This is a genomic window from Streptomyces sp. NPDC006602, from assembly GCF_042870385.1.
Lineage (GTDB): Bacteria > Actinomycetota > Actinomycetes > Streptomycetales > Streptomycetaceae > Streptomyces.
Genome location: NZ_JBIAHG010000006.1, coordinates 326,302 through 343,247 on the forward strand (window position 1 = coordinate 326,302; position 16,946 = coordinate 343,247).

The following is a 16,946-nucleotide window of genomic DNA, read 5'->3' on the forward strand; positions in this document are numbered from 1 at the left end:
ATGACGAAGATCGTCAACCACTGGATCGGCGGCAAGACCGTCGAAGGCGCGTCGGGTACGTACGGGCCGGTCACCGACCCTGCCACCGGCGCGGTCACCACGAAGGTCGCGTTCGCCTCCGTCGACGAGGTGGACGCGGCAGTCGCCGCCGCCAAGGACGCCTACGCGACCTGGGGACAGTCCTCCCTTGCCAAGCGCACGGAGATCCTCTTCCGCTTCCGCGCCCTGCTCGACGCCAACCGCGACGCCATCGCCGAGCTGATCACCGCCGAGCACGGCAAGGTGCACAGCGACGCGCTCGGCGAGGTCGCGCGCGGCCTGGAGATCGTGGACCTGGCCTGTGGCATCAACGTGCAGCTGAAGGGCGAGCTGTCGACGCAGGTCGCCAGCCGCGTGGACGTCTCGTCCATCCGCCAGCCGCTGGGCGTGGTCGCCGGCATCACGCCGTTCAACTTCCCGGCGATGGTGCCGATGTGGATGTTCCCGATGGCCATCGCGTGCGGCAACACGTTCGTGCTGAAGCCGTCCGAGAAGGACCCGTCGGCGTCCCTGAAGATCGCCGAACTGCTGGCCGAGGCCGGTCTGCCGGACGGCGTCTTCAACGTCGTCCACGGCGACAAGGTGGCCGTCGACCGCCTCCTGGAGCACCCGGACGTCAAGGCGATCTCCTTCGTGGGCTCGACCCCGATCGCCCGCTACATCCACACCACCGCCTCCGCCAACCACAAGCGCGTCCAGGCCCTGGGCGGCGCCAAGAACCACATGCTGGTCCTCCCGGACGCCGACCTCGACGCGGCGGCGGACGCGGCGGTCTCGGCGGCCTACGGTTCGGCGGGCGAGCGCTGCATGGCCATCTCGGCCGTGGTCGCGGTCGGCGCGATCGGCGACGAGCTGGTCGACAAGATCCGCGAGCGCGCCGAGAAGATCAAGATCGGTCCGGGCAACGACCCGAGCTCCGAGATGGGCCCGCTGATCACCGCCGTCCACCGCGACAAGGTGGCCTCCTACGTGGAGGGCGCGGCGGCCGAGGGCGCCGAGGTGGTCCTCGACGGCACCGGCTACACGGTCGACGGCTTCGAGGACGGCCACTGGATCGGCATCTCGCTCCTCGACAAGGTGCCCACCTCGGCGAAGGCCTACCAGGACGAGATCTTCGGCCCGGTCCTGTGCGTCCTGCGCGTCGACACGTACGACGAGGGCGTGGCCCTGATCAACGAGTCCCCCTTCGGCAACGGCACCGCGATCTTCACCCGGGACGGCGGCGCGGCCCGCCGCTTCCAGATGGAGATCGAGGCCGGCATGGTCGGCGTGAACGTCCCGATCCCGGTCCCCGTCGGCTACCACTCCTTCGGTGGCTGGAAGGACTCGCTCTTCGGCGACCACCACATCTACGGCAACGACGGCACGCACTTCTACACCCGCGGCAAGGTCGTCACCACCCGCTGGCCCGACCCGGCCGACGCCCCGGCAGGCGTCGACCTGGGCTTCCCGCGCAACCACTGACACCGACCGTTCAGGGGCCGTCCGTACACGGGCGGCCCCGTTCTGTGGCCGCTGCGCGGCCATCGAGGGGCGCGGGGAACTGGGCGACCAGCCACAACGCACCCGCAGCCGGCCGACAACAGAACCCGCCGAGCTCTCAGCCGCCGTACCACGCCCGCGGTACACGAAACCGCTCTCGTACCCCCATGGGATGGGGCGTGGTTCACCCCCCAGTCGATAACTCCCCGCCCACTTCACCCCGTACCGTTGACGCATGGATCTTCGACTGCCCCGGCTGCGAGACCTGCTCCGGCGGCCGCGACGGCTCGGTGCCGCCGCGGCCGCCGTCGTGGTGCTCGCCGGCGCCGGGACATGGACGGCCACCGCCGACGACGACGCGCCGCCGGTACGCCGCGCCGACCGGGTCATGGACATGGGGAACGGGGTGCGCATCGACACCTCGTTCTTCACCTCCACAGGAAACGGCCGCCGTCCCGCCGTCCTCCTGGCCCACGGCTTCGGCGGCAGCAAGAACGACGTCCGGCAGCAGGCTCAGAACCTCGCCCAGGACGGGTACGCGGTCCTGACGTGGTCGGCCCGCAGCTTCGGCAGGTCGACCGGCAAGATCGGGCTGAACGACCCGAAGGGCGAGGTCGCCGACGTCCGCAAGCTCATCGACTGGCTGGCGAAGCAGCCGCAGGTCCAGCTGGACAAGACCGGCGACCCGCGCGTGGGCATGGCAGGCGCCTCCTACGGCGGCGCGATCGCGCTGGAGACCGCCGGATACGACACCCGCGTGGACGCCATCGCCCCGGCGATCACCTACTGGAATCTCGCCGACGCCCTCTTCCCGAACGGCGTGTTCAAGAAGCTCTGGGCGGGCATCTTCGTCAACTCCGGCGGCGGCTGCGGCAAGTTCGAGACGCAGATCTGCCAGATGTACGAACGCGTCGCCGAGTCCGGCACCCCGGACGCGCAGGCCGTGAAGCTCCTTCAGGAGCGGTCGCCGTCGGCCGTCGGCGACCGCATCAAGGTGCCCACGCTGCTCATGCAGGGCCAGACCGACTCCCTCTTCCCGCTCGGCCAGGCCGACGCGGCCGCCAAGGCGATCCGTGCGGGCGGCGCCCCGGTCGACGTCGACTGGATCGCGGGCGGCCACGACGGCGGGGACATGGAGGGGACCCGCGTCCAGGCCCGCGTGGAGTCCTGGTTCGACCAGTACCTGAAGGACGACAAGGGCGCCGACACCGGCCCCGGCTTCCGTGTCAGCCGCACCTGGGGCGTCGACTCCACCGACGGTCAGGCGCTGCTGCGGGGCGCGAGCGACGACACCTACCCCGGCCTGCAGAGCGGACGGAAGTCCTTCGCCCTGACCGGCCGCGAGCAGAGGTTCGCCAACCCGGCGGGCGCCAACCCGCCCGCCGTCTCGGCCCTTCCCGGTCTCGGCGGTGGCGGCCTCGCCCAGCTCTCCTCGCTCGGCGTCGGCGTCTCGCTGGACTTCCCGGGCCAGTTCGCCCGCTTCGAGTCGGCGCCGGTCACCGACGACGTGCGGATCACCGGATCGCCGACGGTCACCGTCCACGTGAAGTCGACCGGCGACGACGCCGTCCTCTTCGCGAAGGTGTACGACGTCGGCCCGGGCGGCAGGCAGCAGGTGCTGCCCTCCCAGCTGGTCACGCCCCTCAGGGTCGAGGGCGCCAAGGCCGGCAAGGACGTGACGATCACGCTGCCCGCGATCGACCACAACGTCGAGCAGGGTCACCGGCTGCGCCTGGTCCTCGCCTCCACCGACCTCGGGTACGCCTCCCCGGCCACCCCGGCGACGTACACCGTCTCCCTCAAGAGCGACCTGAACGTGCCGACCGCACCCGGTGTGAAGACCGCGGCCGCCCCGCTGCCCGCGTGGGTGTGGTGGCTGCCGCTCGCCGGCGCGGTGGTCGCCCTGGCCCTGCTGCTGACCGGCCGCCGCCGTACCTCGGTGTCGCCCCCCGACCCGGAGCTCGCCGAGGTCCCCCTGCAGATAACGGACTTGAGCAAGCGCTACGCCAAGTCGGCGGACCGGTACGCGGTCAAGGAGCTGTCCTTCCGCGTGGAGAAGGGCCAGGTCCTCGGCCTGCTGGGCCCGAACGGCGCGGGCAAGACGACCACCCTGCGCATGCTGATGGGCCTGATCAAGCCGGACGACGGGGAGATCCGGGTCTTCGGCCGCGCGATCCGCCCGGGCGCGCCGGTGCTGTCCCGGGTCGGCGCCTTCGTGGAGGGCGCGGGCTTCCTGCCGCACCTGTCCGGCCGGGAGAACCTGGAGCTGTACTGGGCGGCGACCGGCCGCCCGGCCGAGGACGCCCACCTGGACGAGGCCCTGGAGATCGCGGGCCTCGGCGACGCGCTGGCCCGCGCGGTGCGCACGTACTCGCAGGGCATGCGCCAGCGCCTCGCCATCGCCCAGGCGATGCTCGGCATGCCAGACCTGCTGATACTGGACGAGCCGACGAATGGCCTGGACCCGCCGCAGATCCGCGAGATGCGCGAGGTGATGATCCGGTACGCGGCCGCCGGGCGCACGGTGATCGTCTCCAGCCACCTGCTCGCGGAGGTCGAGCAGTCCTGCACGCACCTCGTGGTGATGGACCGGGGCCGCCTCGTGCAGGCCGGTCCGGTCCAGGAGATCATCGGCTCCGGCGACACCCTGCTCGTCGGCACCGGAACCCCCGTGGAGGAGCCGGTCGTCGAGAAGATCGCCGCGCTGCCGGGCGTGGTCTCGGCCGTGCGCACCGACGACGGACTCCTCATCCGCCTCGACGCCGACGGCAGCGCCCAGCGCCTGGTCGTCGAACTCGTCCGGCTCGAAGTGCCCGTCGCGTCGGTGGGCCCGCACCGCCGACTGGAAGACGCCTTCCTCACCCTGATCGGAGGCTCCGCATGAGCACGCTCGTAGAGCGCACAGAGGTCGCCTCTGGTTACCGCGCGGGCCGCACGCTTCCCCTTCGGGTGGAACTGGCCCGCCAGCTGAAGCGGCGCCGCACCTTGGTCATGGGCGGGATCCTCGCCGCCCTGCCGTTCGTCCTGCTCATCGCCTTCGCCATCGGAGGCGAGCCGGACGGGGGCGGCGACCGGATCACACTGATGGACACGGCGACGGCGTCCGGCGCCAACTTCGCCGCCGTGAACCTGTTCGTGTCCGCGGGCTTCCTGCTGGTCATCCCGGTCGCCCTGTTCTGCGGGGACACGGTCGCCTCGGAGGCCGGCTGGTCCTCCCTGCGCTATCTCCTCGCCGCTCCGGTGCCGCGCGCCCGGCTGCTGTGGTCGAAGCTCGTCGTCGGGCTCGGGCTCAGCCTGGCTGCGATGATCCTGCTGCCGGTGATGGCCCTGGCCGTCGGCACCGCCGCCTACGGCTGGGGCCCGCTGGAGATCCCCACCGGCGGCTCGCTCGCCCCGGGCACGGCCGCCCAGCGGCTGGTGGTGGTGGTGGCGTTCATCTTCGTGTCCCAACTGGTCACCGCCGGGCTCGCGTTCTGGCTGTCGACCAAGACGGACGCCCCGCTCGGCGCGGTCGGCGGCGCGGTCGGCCTGACCATCGTCGGCAACGTCCTGGACGCCGTGACGGCCCTCGGCGACTGGCGCGACTTCCTGCCCGCGCACTGGCAGTTCGCCTGGGCCGACGCCATCCAGCCGAACGCCGAGTGGTCCGGCATGATCCAGGGCACGGCCGTCTCCATAACGTACGCCGTGGTGCTGTTCGCGCTGGCCTTCAGGGGTTTCGCCCGCAAGGACGTGGTGTCGTAGGTCAACGGAGGATCACCTACCGGTCTCGACGGCCGCCTTCCGTGCCCTCTTCGAGATCCATCCGCAACGCTCCGTAGCGCACGTTCCGTCCCCCCGCGCCGTCACAGTCACAGACATCGGCGTCAACAGACCAAGGGGGCACGGAACATGGAGCGCTATCGAATACGACGGCTGCGCGCCGCCCTGCTCGCGGTCACCGCGGCAGGAGGCCTGCTGCTCACCGGGTGCGGCGCGAGCGACAGCGGCGACAGCAGCAGCGGCAGGGACCGCGCGGAGGGGGCGACCGGCTTCCCGGCCCCGGACTACAGCCGGGAGAACGGGGAACAGGACGACGCGTCCCGCGAGGCCGCCCCCTCACCCGACCACCTCTCCACCTTCGCCCTGGACGTCGACACCGCCTCCTACGGCTACGCCCGCCGCACCCTCGCCGACGGACAGCGGCCCGACCCGTCGACGATCCGCCCCGAGGAGTTCGTCAACAGCTTCCGCCAGGACTACGAACGCCCCGACGGCAACGGCTTCACCGTGACCGTCGACGGTGCCCGCACCGACGAGGAGGACTGGTCCCTGGTCCGCGTGGGCCTGGCCACACGCGGCGCCGCTCAGCGGACCGGCGAACGCCCGCCCGCCGCCCTCACCTTCGTCATCGACATCTCCGGCTCCATGGCCGAACCGGGCCGACTCGACCTTGCCCAGGAGTCCCTCGGCGTGATGACGGACCGGCTGCGCGACGACGACTCGGTCGCGATCGTCACTTTCAGCGACCAGGCCGAGACGGTCCTGCCGATGACCCGCCTCGACGGCAACCGCGGCGAGATCCACGAGGCGATCGACGACCTGGAGCCGACCTTCTCCACCAACCTCGGCGCGGGCGTCGAGACCGGCTACGCCACCGCCGTCGAGGGCCTGCGCGAGGGTGCCACCAACCGGGTCGTCCTCGTCTCCGACGCCCTCGCCAACGACGGCGACACCGACCCCGACGCCATCCTCGACCGCATCGACGGCGCCCGCCGCGAGCACGGCATCACCCTCTTCGGCGTCGGCGTCGGCAGCGACTACGGCGACGCCCTGATGGAACGCCTCGCCGACAAGGGCGACGGCCACACGACCTACGTCTTTGACGCCGACGAGGCCCGTACGGTCTTCTGCGAGCAGCTCCCGAAGAACATCGACCTCACGGCCCGCGACGCCAAGGCCCAGGTCGCCTTCGACCCGGAGACGGTCGCCGAGTTCCGCCTGGTCGGCTACGACAACCGCCGGGTCGCCGACGACGACTTCCGCGACGACCGCGTCGACGGCGGCGAGGTCGGCCCCGGCCACACGGTCACCGCCCTCTACGCCGTCCGCACCGAGCCCGGCGCCGACGGCCACCTCGCCACCGCCACCGTCCGCTGGCAGGACCCCGAGACCCGCACCCCGCACGAGGAGTCCGGCCGGCTGGAGTCCGACTCCCTGGACGACTCCGTCTGGAGCGCGAGCGCACGCTTCCAAGTCACCGCGGTGGCCGCCTACTTCGCCGACGCCCTGCGCCGGGGTGACGACCGCTGGGACCCGCTGCCGGGTGCCCTTGCGATGAGCGAACTCGCCGGGCGCGCCGACGACCTGGCGGACACCACCGAGGACAAGGCGGTCCGGGACCTCGCCGAGACCATCCGCCAGGCGCGGCACTTCCCCCGGTAGCCCGTCGCAAGGGCGGACTAACCGACGCACACGGACGGCAGCGCCCGCCCGAGCCCCTCCAGATGCAGGAGGTCCAGCTCATGGCCGTACGCGGACCGCGCGGCGGCGACGGACAACCTCGGCACGCACGAGGCCGAGGCCCGCAGCCCCGCCGTCTCCTGCAAGGCGGCCAGCAGCCGCGTGGTGATGCGGTCCAGGGCCGGCCGGACCTCCTTCACCAGGTCCGGCCGCTCGGTGGGCCGCAGCTCGGGATGCGCGTCCCAACGGGCGTACAGCCCGCGCTGCACCACCTTGTTCGCCTCGATCTGGTCCCGGAAGACGGCCGTCACCGCATCCGGATCCAGCCCGAGCCCGACCGCCCGAGCGGCCACGTCGTCCAGGACCTGCTGCTCGCGCACCGGATCGTCGATCGGCTTGTCGGTGCCGTACTTGGCGGCGGCCACCTTGTCGGCGAGCAGCAGCCGCTCGGCGAACAGGTCGGTGAGCGGCATGAGTCCGGGGACGACGGCTGCCGCACGTACGGGAGCCGGGGCGGGCGCGGCGGCGGCCGGGCCGACGCCTGTGAGGGTTACGGCCGCCGTGGCGCACACGGCGACGAGGGCGGAGCGAAGGCGTTGGGGGCGCACAGGCTTTCCTTACGTGGGGGGTCGGTCAGAGAGCAACGTATCGACGCTGCTCCCGGCCACCGACGCCGGGCCCTGCCCGCACCAACTCACCTGCCGCACCATATCTGTTGGGCCACCGCGCGCCGCCACCCAGTCACCGAAACCGCCGAGAACGCGAACACGGTGACGACCGGCGCGGCGCGCCACCGGATCTCCGGTGACCCGCCGCGCCCGAGTCGTGGCTCAGTTGTTGTTGGTGCCGTTCGCGGACAGGACCGGGATGTCGTCCAGGCTGTGCGAGAGCGGTTCGTCGCCCTTGACCATGGTGGAGCCCTCGGCGCACTGCTGGTTCTGCGGGGCCGACAGGACCGGGATGTCCTGGAGCGCGACCGGTACGACGCCCACGATGGAACCGGCGTCGACCTTCGCGGGCATACCCACGCACGGCTTGTTCAGTGAGCCCTGGACGAGCGACAACTGCGGGCTCATGTCGCCGGCCGTGGTCGAGTTGCCGAACGCCTGGTCGGTGTCGCTGCCACTGACGGTCAGGGTGTCACCGTCGTCGGCGGTCGCCAGGGCCTGGGGGGCGGCCATGACCGAGACGCCGACAACGGAAGCGGCAACAGCCGCGGTTGTCCACAGCTTCTTCATGGTGTTTCCCTTCGAAAAGCGGACTCGGACGGGGAGTTACGTGATGAGCAACGGCTCAATGTCGCCCGGAGTTGCTTGAATTGACCCGATTGGCTGAGCTGTCGAGGGACGCGATCTGGTCGTGAATTGCAGACCAGTGGGCCGCCGGCAATTCGGCGGCCCACTGGCGAGGTTTTGTGAGAGGATCTCATCGGCTTGGGAAAGACCCGAATGAGCGCCCGACTCAGTTGTTGTTGGTGCCGTTCGCGGACAGGACCGGGATGTCGTCCAGGAAGTGCGAGAGCGGCTCGTCGCCCTTGACCATGGTGGAGCCCTCGGCGCACTGCTGGTTCTGCGGGGCCGACAGGACCGGGATGTCCTGGAGCGAGACCGGCACGACGCCCACGATGGAACCGGCGTTCGCCTTGGCCGGAAGGCCGATGCAGGGCTTGTTGAGAGATCCCTGGATGAGCGCCATCTGAGGGCTCATGCCGCCGTATGTGGCCGAGTTGCCGTACTGCTGGACGGCGCCAACGCCGCTGGTGGACGTCGTGTCACCGTCGTTGCCGGTTGCCAGCGCAGACGGTGCTGCAGCAGCCGAGACGCCGACGACGGAAACGGCGACTGTGGCGGCAGCCATAAGCTTCTTGATCACTTGCTGGTCCCTTCTGGAGAAACTCCGCCCACCGGAGCGACCTGGTTCAACTGCCGCTGCCATGCATGGTTGCTCTCCTTCACTCCGATGGCCCCACCTGGGTGAAGTCCCGAAGCCAATCCCGGCGCAGCGGGTGGACCCGAGGTGTACTTGCCGTCGGTGAAGACGGCACTGTGTCGGGCTGTCGGGCAACGGTTGTCTCACCCTCGGTGGCCGCTCGGGCCGCCCCGTTCCTTCCCCGCGTGGGCTGCCCGAGCCTTTCCGTGAACCGTCTCCCGGCGGCCCGTTTCCCGCACCGTTGAACCCATCGTTTTACTCAAGCGCGGCTCCGGTTCCTGTTCCGGGCAAGGCATTCGAGTGAATTACTGCGATGGTGCCGTTCCGCAGTTGCTTCTGCCGTCTATCACTCGTTTACAGCCTGCAGGTCATGGCGCGAGTCGTTCACGCTGTGCTCGCTCGGTTTCGGCCGACACAGGGTCATGACCGCAGTTATGGGAAGGGAAAGTTCATGAAGAAGAGCGCTGCTGTCGTCGCGGGCGCGGTCATGGCCATGGGGCTGGCCGCCCCCGCTTTCGCCGACACGGATGCCGCCGGTTCCGCCGCGAGCTCCCCGGGCGTCCTCTCCGGCAACCTGGTCCAGTTGCCTGTGCATGTCCCCGCCAATGCGTGCGGCAACACGGTCGACCTCCTCGGGCTGCTGAACCCGGCGTTCGGCACCGGCTGCGCCGTCGGCTGACGCCGCCGCGTCAGCCGGCCTGGCTGCCATGGCCGGCCTTGGGAAGCCCGTGCGGCGCCAAGGCCGGCTTTACACTTCTCCAAGCAGGAAGACAACGAAAAAGTGCGACAGACCCTGAGCAGGGGAACGATCGTGGCCGCCGCCGCGACGAGCATCCTGTCCCTGTACACCACCGCCGCCTTCGCCGACTCGGACGCGGACGCGGCAACCGACAGCTCGCCCGGTGTCCTCTCGGGCAACAGCGTCCAGGTGCCGTTGAGCAGCCCGGTGAACGTGTGCGGGAACTCCGTCGACGTGGTCGGCCTCCTCAACCCTGCGTTCGGCACCTCGTGCGCCAACGTCGACTCGGGCACCGTCCCGTCGCAGGCTGCTGCCTACGCGGACTCCTCGGACTCGCCCGGTGTCCTCTCGGGCAACAACGTCCAGGTGCCGGTGAGCAGTCCGCTGAACGTGTGCGGGAACTCAGCCAACGCGGTCGGTGCCCTCAACTCGACGTTCAGCAGCTCCTGCGGCGACGGCGACGCGGCTTCCAGCATCTCGGACGACCCCCTGGAGCAGGGCGGGCCGGAGGCCCCCGCGGACTCGTCCGGCGACGAGGAAGGCACGCCGGTCACCCCGGTCACCCCGGTCACCCCGGTCACCCCGGTCACCCCGGCTACCCCGGTCACCCCGGTCACCCCGGTCACCCCGGTCACCCCGGCTACCCCGGTCACCCCGGCTACCCCGGCTACCCCGGTCACCCCGGTCACCCCGGCTACCCCGGCTACCCCGGCTACCCCGGTCACGCAGGTGCCCGCGCCGCGCACCCAGCCTGCGGTGGAGTCGCCGAGCGCGCCGCGGTCCGAGTCCCTGCCCATGGGCCCGGCCGACGCACCGCTGACGTCCTCCGACACCCCGCTCTCCGAGCGTGCGCCCGCCCTGGCCGAAACCGGCAGCGAGAACGTCCTCGCCGCATCGGCCGCCGGTGCTGCACTGCTCCTCGGCGGAGCCATCCTGTACGGACGGGGCCGAGCCCGCATGTCCTAGGCAGCCGGCCGTGTCCGGCACTCCGCACCCGCCCCAGGGCCCCCGGCATCGGGACCGTTCAGGGGCGGCGTGCAGCCGGTTCCGTGACGTCCGCGTAGGCGCGCCTGCCGGGTGCGAGAATCACCCCATTGGCGGCAAAACTCTCGTATGCACCATGCGTTGACACAATGTCGGGCATCCGGCTCGAGTGTTGTGTCAACCTCAAGGAGTATCTCCATGTTGCGTTTCGCGAAGGGCTTGGCTCTGACCTCCGTTGCCGCCGCGGCCGTGGCGGGCACCGCCGGTGTCGCCGCTGCCGACGCCGGTGCCCAGGCCGCCGCCGCCAGTTCCCCGGGCGTCCTGTCGGGCAACGTCGTTCAGGTTCCGCTCCACGTTCCGGCCATCGCTTGTGGTAACACGGTCGACGCCATCGCGCTCCTGAACCCGGCGTTCGGCAACAGCTGCGACAACAGCTGACTGCGGCGGCGCCTTCCGTCGGCCGCCCTTCCTCAGGGGAGGGCGGCCGCTCGCGCAGGTCGAGTCGCTGGGTGCCCTCGGCCGCGGCCTGGTGGGCAGCCCCAGAGGACTTCCCCTCAAGGACTGATGTACCGCCGAAAGGGCCGATTACGTCCCCGGCGGAATGGGCCCCTTCCTGTTCGTCGCTCGTAATCCCTCGTTCGTGTGGAGAGCCGTCGGCAAATCGGCTGTACGGGTGAGACAGCGGCCGGGTGCGTGTCGGCGCGTGGATAGGGTTCCGCGGTGACCTCAACCTCAAGCGAAACGCGCGCTTTCCGTGCCGCTGATCTGGGCACGCTCGTCGTGATGGCCTGGAGCGGTGCAGCCCCCGACGGCGACATGCCCTACCTCCTCGTCTACTCCCTGGGGGACGGCGCAAGCGGCCCGGAGGCTTCATCAGCCGCCGTCGAGCGGCTGCTGCTCAGCACCGGACTGTCCCTCGGCGAGGAACTCGTGGACGCCGCCGGCCGGCCCAGCCTGCCCATCAGCCTGCTCGTCGAGGCCGGTAGGGCCGTCGTCACCATGCCCCACCTCAACGCCCAGTGTCTGCCGCCGCCGGAGTGGCTCGACGCCGTCGGACGACGTGGACACGCCTACCTCGTCTTCACCACGCTGCCCTGGCCCGAGGCCGAGCCCGGCAAGCCCGTCGACCCCGAGACGCTGGCCGCCTTCGCGGGCGCCGAGGAGACACTCAGGGCCGCGGCGCACGTCCTGCTCCCGGCCCGCCGCCTGCGCGGCTGATGGCCAGGACCGCAGGCGCCGGCCGGGCGTTCGCCCTGTTGCTGGTGGTCACGGGCACCGCCGGACTGCTCGCTTCCTGGGTCATCACGATCGACAAGTTCAAGCTGCTCGAGGACCCGGACTTCACGCCGGGCTGCAGCCTGAACCCGGTGGTCTCCTGCGGCAACGTCATGCAGAGCGACCAGGCCTCGGCCTTCGGGTTTCCCAATCCAATGCTGGGCCTGGTCTCCTACGGCATCGTGGTCTGCGCAGGTATGAGCCTGCTGGCGGGGGCGCGACTCCCCCGCTGGTACTGGCTGACCTTCGAGGCCGGCACACTGTTCGGGATCGGATTCGTGTCCTGGCTGCAGTTCGAGTCGCTGTACCGGATCAACGCCCTGTGCCTGTGGTGCTGTCTGGCGTGGATCGCCACGATCTTCGTCTTCTGGTACCTGACCTCATTCAACGTGCGGAATGAATTCTTGCCCGCGCCCGGTTGGTTGAGGACGTTCTTCGACGACTTCACCCACGGGCTGCCGCTGCTGCACGTCGGCGTTGTCGGGATGCTCATCCTGACGCGGTGGTGGGACTTCTGGACAGGGTGACAATCCAGTAGGCCAGGGGGCGCGGTTGCGCATGTCCATCCCCTGCGACGCGTTGGCGCTCACTCGATCCAGCGAATTCACTCCCGGTGTACGGCCTCGCCGCCTGCCCGCTCCACTGGGGATGAACGCCTCATCCGTGGATGAACGTCCCCCGTCGGTGAGTTGTCGGCCCCACGCCCATGTCCGCGCCACCTGGAGGTTCGTGAGGGCCCCGGTGGACGAAGGCGCTGGCCTGGCCGGCCGCCGGGGCGGAGCATCAGAGGGCCCGCCGGCACGACTGGCGGCGCGGCAGACGGCCGTCCATCTCCTGGCTGGGCGCTTCGGTAGGTTGGATCGCCGCCCCCGGTCGGTTTGCCCCGTCAGCGGTTCGAGGCGTGAGTTGCGACGGGCGGTGGCTGCGAGTGGTGCATGTGGATGCGGCCTTTACCCGCGGCTTTGGCCGCGTACATGGCCAGATCCGCCTGATGCAGGAGTTCCTCCGGAGTGACTTGTGGGGCGGCCACCGCCATTCCGATCGAGGCCGAGACCACCGTATCCGTGCTGCCGATCCGGTACGGCTTCGTCAGAGCTGACAGGATCCTCGCGGCGACTTCCCTGGCGCTCGAAGGGGACGTCCCCGCCTCCCATTCCAGGAGGGCCGCGAACTCGTCGCCTCCGAGGCGGGCGATGGTGTCTCCCGCCCGTACGGACGCCTGGAGCCGACGAGCTGCATGAGCCAGGAGGGCATCGCCTGTCGCATGTCCGGCCGAGTCGTTGACCGCCTTGAAGCCGTCCAGGTCCACGAAGAGCACCACGGGGGGAGCCGCGCCTGTGGTCCGCTTCCGCAGGGCGTGGGCGACTCTGTCCGAGAACAGGGCGCGGTTGGGAAGGCCGGTCAACGCGTCGTGGAAGGCCAGGTGCTCCAGCTGCGCCTGCTGCGCGACCCGCTCGCTCACGTCGCGACTGATGAAGATCATGCCCTCAGGATGGTGGCTGATCGTCGATTCGACATGGCGCCAACGCCCGTCGGCGCTTCGCAGGCGGCAGGACACGCGATGGCCCGGACCGCAAGCACCGGACGCGGCGTCCTGCTGCAGCCTCTGGACGGCTTGCATCAGCGGCGCCACGTCCTCCGGGTGGCAGAACAGGGGCAGATGAGCACCCACCACTTCCTCGGGCCGGTAGCCGAAGACCGGGTGGACCGCCGGGCTGACGTAGAGCACCACCCCGTCCCGACTGATGGTGGTGATCACGTCAAGCGTGCCGTCGACCAACGTGCGGTAGTGGGCTTCACCGGCTACGGCCTCCTGCGCGATCCGCAGATGGTCGGCGTGGGTGACGCCCTGCCGGGCCCCGAGCGCGAGAAGCACCGAGCCCGCCAAGGCGGTCATCACGATGTCGACGGGGCCGCCGGTGACGGCGTGAGCCGAGATGGCCAACGCGCAGACGACCAAGGGCACAAACGCCGCCACGACCCCGCTGACGGGCATCGACCGCTGGTCGAATCCCATGCCGCCGACGCCCCCGGGCAGCCACGGTGCGACGGAGGCGAGGGACAGTCCGGTCATCCAGCAGGCTGCCGCGAGGGGAATCCCGCACCAGTTGCCCGGCACGGGCAGGAGGATGCGCAGTATGTCCCCTGCGGACAGGAGGATGAGGGCCAGGATGGCCACCGTGTTCGCAGTGCGCTCGGTGTGCTCCATGCAGAAGCGCAAGGCGACCAGGAGCCCCAGCACCAGAATGCCCGTCACGACGCGTGCGAGAGCGAGCAGTGAGGTCGACACGTCATCGCCCTGGTCGGCACGGTGCAACAGCAGCACCCACCCCGATGTGAGCAGGGAGCCTGCGATCAGCCAGCTGTCCAGCAGCCGTCGTAGCCAGGTCATGGTCGTGCCGTTGTCCGCGGCAGCCATCACCAGCGCGACGAGGGCGCCCCCCAGGCATGCGGCGATCCCGGCGCCCGCCAACGGACGGACCATGGACTGGACGAGTCCTTCGGAATGCGCCCCAGGTGAGTCGATCCGACTTGCCAGCAGGTGGTGAAGGCCGCCTGCCGCGACCGAGACGGCGAACAGCACGAGTCGAAGTCGGACCTTCCGCGGGGCGGTCCGGGCGCGTGCCAGGAGAGACAGAGCGGCCACGCCATGCGCAGCCGGCACCCCCATGCCCGCCGGCCCGAACACGGCTGCCGTCACATTTGCCCCGGCGGCGACGGCCAGTGCTGCGCCCCCGCACAGGATCGTGCCCACCCCCGCGATGTGCAGGCGGCCGACGCGAGCGGTGCGAAGAGAACCGGCTCGACCGGCCCTCCCGTGGATCATGCGAACCCCCGACGGTGATCGAGCACAGAGAGGCAGTCGAAAATTCGCTCGAGACTGCTCCAGTGAAAATAAGAGGCTAGGAGGATCTTCTCGCAAGCTACATGACCGGCTTTAACGGGCTTCACTTGATGTAATGAAAATTCTGCCTATTTGAGGACGCCGACACCTGCGAACCGGTAAAGGAGTGCGCACCGCCAACCCGGCGGGAGGTGTGCCCCATCAGGCATGCGGTGCGCTGTGGAGGTGACCCATCAGTGAAGGTTGTCGGGTCCGTCCTCAGAAGCGGTGCAGGGCAGTTGGGCGACTCGCGCGCAGGGGCGGAAGGCCGTGTGCGGTCCCGTGAGGTCGCCCTCCGCGCAGGGGCAGCCGGCGTCGTCCGCCAAGCACCGCCGACATGGCGTGAAGTGCAGCTGGTGACCGATCCGGACGGCCGGCTGCTGTGGATCTCACGCGTACTGCCTGGCCGTGCGCTGGTGTCGCACGACTGAAGTCGTGGCGGATCTTCCGCAGGTCCCGGTGCGGCCCGAACCGAATGTCGTCCATCGCCGCAGCCGTCCTCACCCTGGGAGCGCCAACGCTGAAAAGCCGCATTGAGCGAAGTGGTGTAGGCGTGCGGAGTTCGCGACTCCGCAGATTACAGCCGGGGTAAGCCCGACACCGGGCCGCCGGACTCGTGCCGGCCACCCGGACTCCAGTGGTCCTGATCGCGAATGCCGGAATGCGCCGTTCGGACGGCACCAGATCGAGTGGCACCGGCGGCCATGCCGTTCTTCCGGCGGGTAATAGCGCCTACCTGTCCTACGCTCATCACGCCGTAGAGTCGAATCACTACGGAAGGTAATCAGGAATGCTCGGCGGCTGGCGGCATCTGTGTCGGCGGACATTCTCCAACGCCGGTGGCCGCCCCAGCCGTTCGTCAATGCAGTTCTTCCCCGAATTCCACGCCGCGACGGCGCCTAAGTCAGCGCTCCCGAATAGGACGTGTGGCTCCGGCTCAGACTTGGTGTGGTACCGAAAGGTGGCTCCGCACGTAATGGCACGTGTCTTGGCGATCTATGGCACCCGGCCCGAGGCCGTGAAAGTCGCTCCCGTAGTGAAGTCGTTGCGCGACAGCGGACGCCATGAACCGGTCGTGGCGGTGACCGGTCAGCATCCACACCTGGTTGAGCAGATCCATCGGACGTTGCAGGTCGGGGCGGACCTGGACCTGCGTGCCTTCGAGCCGGGACAGCCGCTCGCGTCGATGACCGCACGGGTGGTCGAACGCGCCTCCGCCGCGATTGCGGAGGTGCAGCCGGAACTCGTTTTGGTTCAGGGGGACACCACCAGCGCGTTCGCGGCAGGCATGGCCGCCTTCTACGCCGACGTTCCGCTGGTGCATCTGGAGGCGGGGCTGCGTACGGGCTGCCGGCGCGCTCCATTTCCGGAGGAAATGAACCGCTCGCTGCTCGGCTGGCTCACCGACCTCCACCTCGCTCCCACTGTCGCGGCGAAGCAGAACCTGGTCGGCGAGGGGGTTGGCGCCAGCCGTGTCGTGGTGACCGGCAACACGGTGATTGACGCACTCCAGGAGGTGCTGCGGATCTCTCCGCCGCTCCAGGACCGCTGGCTGGCGGAAATCCTCGCCGACGCGATCGACAGTGTTCGCCGACCCGGGATCGTTACGGTCACCACCCATCGCCGGGAGTCTTGGGGGGCGCCGATGGAGGAGATTTTCGCGGCGGTCAGTGAATTGGCGCGTAGATACTCCGGCCACCGGTTCGTCATCCCGCTGCATCCGAATCCGTTGGTGCGCGGAGCCGCCCGAACCCACCTCGCAAGGCGGCCCAACATTCACGCCGTCGAGCCGCTGTGTTACCCGGACTTCTGCCAGCTGATGGCAGCGAGCACGATCGTCATGACCGACTCGGGCGGCGTCCAGGAGGAGGCGCCGTCGCTCGGCGTGCCGGTCGTGGTGCTCAGAGACACCACCGAGCGGCGGGAGGCGGTCAGCGCGGGAACGGCCGTCCTGGCCGGTACCAGGGCGGGCGCCATTATCCGGTGCGTCAGCGAGCTCATCGAGGACGAGGAGCGGTATGGCCTGATGGCGCAGAGTGTCAACCCATACGGCGACGGCCAGGCGGCGCTGCGGTGCGTCGCCGCGATCGATGCGCTGACGGGCGGCGGCGAGCGGTTGCCGGACTTCGTCCCCGAGCCGGTGAGCCGGGTGGGGGCTGGTCTGTGATGTGT

14 protein-coding genes and 1 pseudogene are annotated in these 16,946 nt (G+C 70.0%); 11 read left to right on the forward strand and 4 right to left on the reverse strand.

What is annotated here, in order from left to right:
• The 4 genes from mmsA (at position 1) to ACFYO2_RS19395 (ending at position 6,945) form a co-directional block, all read left to right on the forward strand.
• Complete coding sequence (gene mmsA, locus ACFYO2_RS19380) at positions 1–1,503, forward strand: CoA-acylating methylmalonate-semialdehyde dehydrogenase (protein WP_388350143.1); 1,503 nt, start codon at positions 1–3, stop codon at positions 1,501–1,503.
• 253 nt (positions 1,504–1,756) lie between these two features.
• On the forward strand, positions 1,757–4,405 hold the full coding sequence (locus ACFYO2_RS19385) for a CocE/NonD family hydrolase (protein WP_388350145.1): 2,649 nt from the start codon (positions 1,757–1,759) through the stop codon (positions 4,403–4,405).
• Positions 4,402–5,265 carry an ABC transporter permease gene (locus ACFYO2_RS19390; RefSeq protein ID WP_388350146.1) on the forward strand — a complete coding sequence of 288 codons (864 nt, stop codon included), beginning with the start codon at positions 4,402–4,404 and terminating at the stop codon, positions 5,263–5,265. The genes ACFYO2_RS19385 and ACFYO2_RS19390 overlap by 4 nt, the downstream gene beginning before the upstream one ends.
• A gap of 147 nt (positions 5,266–5,412) precedes the next feature.
• On the forward strand, positions 5,413–6,945 hold the full coding sequence (locus tag ACFYO2_RS19395; protein WP_388350148.1) for a von Willebrand factor type A domain-containing protein: 1,533 nt from the start codon (positions 5,413–5,415) through the stop codon (positions 6,943–6,945).
• A 17-nt stretch (positions 6,946–6,962) separates the two neighbouring features.
• Here ACFYO2_RS19395 and ACFYO2_RS19400 read toward each other — a convergent pair whose 3' ends face one another.
• The 3 genes from ACFYO2_RS19400 to ACFYO2_RS19410 all read right to left on the reverse strand — a co-directional run bounded on the left by ACFYO2_RS19400 (position 6,963) and on the right by ACFYO2_RS19410 (position 8,835).
• Entirely contained in the window at positions 6,963–7,571 is a 609-nt protein-coding gene (locus ACFYO2_RS19400) for a chorismate mutase (protein WP_388350150.1), read from the reverse strand.
• 222 nt (positions 7,572–7,793) lie between these two features.
• Positions 7,794–8,201, reverse strand: a complete 408-nt coding sequence (locus tag ACFYO2_RS19405; RefSeq protein WP_388350152.1) for a rodlin — start codon at positions 8,199–8,201, stop codon at positions 7,794–7,796.
• A gap of 223 nt (positions 8,202–8,424) precedes the next feature.
• Positions 8,425–8,835, reverse strand: coding sequence for a rodlin (locus ACFYO2_RS19410; protein WP_388350154.1), 411 nt, complete (start codon positions 8,833–8,835; stop codon positions 8,425–8,427).
• Positions 8,836–9,343: 508 nt separating this feature from the next.
• Here ACFYO2_RS19410 and ACFYO2_RS19415 point away from each other — a divergent pair.
• From ACFYO2_RS19415 to ACFYO2_RS19435, 5 genes are all read left to right on the forward strand, one after another.
• Entirely contained in the window at positions 9,344–9,571 is a 228-nt protein-coding gene (locus ACFYO2_RS19415) for a chaplin (RefSeq protein WP_388350155.1), read from the forward strand.
• Positions 9,572–9,673: 102 nt separating this feature from the next.
• Complete coding sequence (locus ACFYO2_RS19420) at positions 9,674–10,597, forward strand: chaplin (protein WP_388350158.1); 924 nt, start codon at positions 9,674–9,676, stop codon at positions 10,595–10,597.
• Positions 10,598–10,813: 216 nt separating this feature from the next.
• A complete protein-coding gene (locus ACFYO2_RS19425) occupies positions 10,814–11,053 on the forward strand; it encodes a chaplin (RefSeq protein WP_388350160.1) in 240 nt (79 codons plus the stop codon).
• Between the two features lie 282 nt (positions 11,054–11,335).
• On the forward strand, positions 11,336–11,833 hold the full coding sequence (locus ACFYO2_RS19430) for a DUF5949 family protein (RefSeq protein ID WP_388350162.1): 498 nt from the start codon (positions 11,336–11,338) through the stop codon (positions 11,831–11,833).
• Complete coding sequence (locus ACFYO2_RS19435) at positions 11,833–12,417, forward strand: vitamin K epoxide reductase family protein (RefSeq protein WP_388350165.1); 585 nt, start codon at positions 11,833–11,835, stop codon at positions 12,415–12,417. Before ACFYO2_RS19430 ends, ACFYO2_RS19435 begins: the two co-directional genes overlap by 1 nt.
• Positions 12,418–12,776: 359 nt before the next feature.
• On the opposite strand, the gene ACFYO2_RS19440 is transcribed toward ACFYO2_RS19435, so the two are convergent.
• Positions 12,777–14,375, reverse strand: coding sequence for a diguanylate cyclase domain-containing protein (locus ACFYO2_RS19440; RefSeq protein ID WP_388350168.1), 1,599 nt, complete (start codon positions 14,373–14,375; stop codon positions 12,777–12,779).
• Positions 14,376–15,089: 714 nt separating this feature from the next.
• Here ACFYO2_RS19440 and ACFYO2_RS19445 point away from each other — a divergent pair.
• Both ACFYO2_RS19445 and wecB read left to right on the forward strand, forming a co-directional pair.
• Positions 15,090–15,298: pseudogene (locus ACFYO2_RS19445) on the forward strand (IS5/IS1182 family transposase); the annotation flags it as partial.
• Between the two features lie 452 nt (positions 15,299–15,750).
• The gene (gene wecB, locus ACFYO2_RS19450) at positions 15,751–16,941 is read left to right on the forward strand and encodes a non-hydrolyzing UDP-N-acetylglucosamine 2-epimerase (protein ID WP_388350171.1); all 1,191 of its coding nucleotides are present in this window, start codon (positions 15,751–15,753) and stop codon (positions 16,939–16,941) included.
• Positions 16,942–16,946 lie beyond the last annotated feature (5 nt).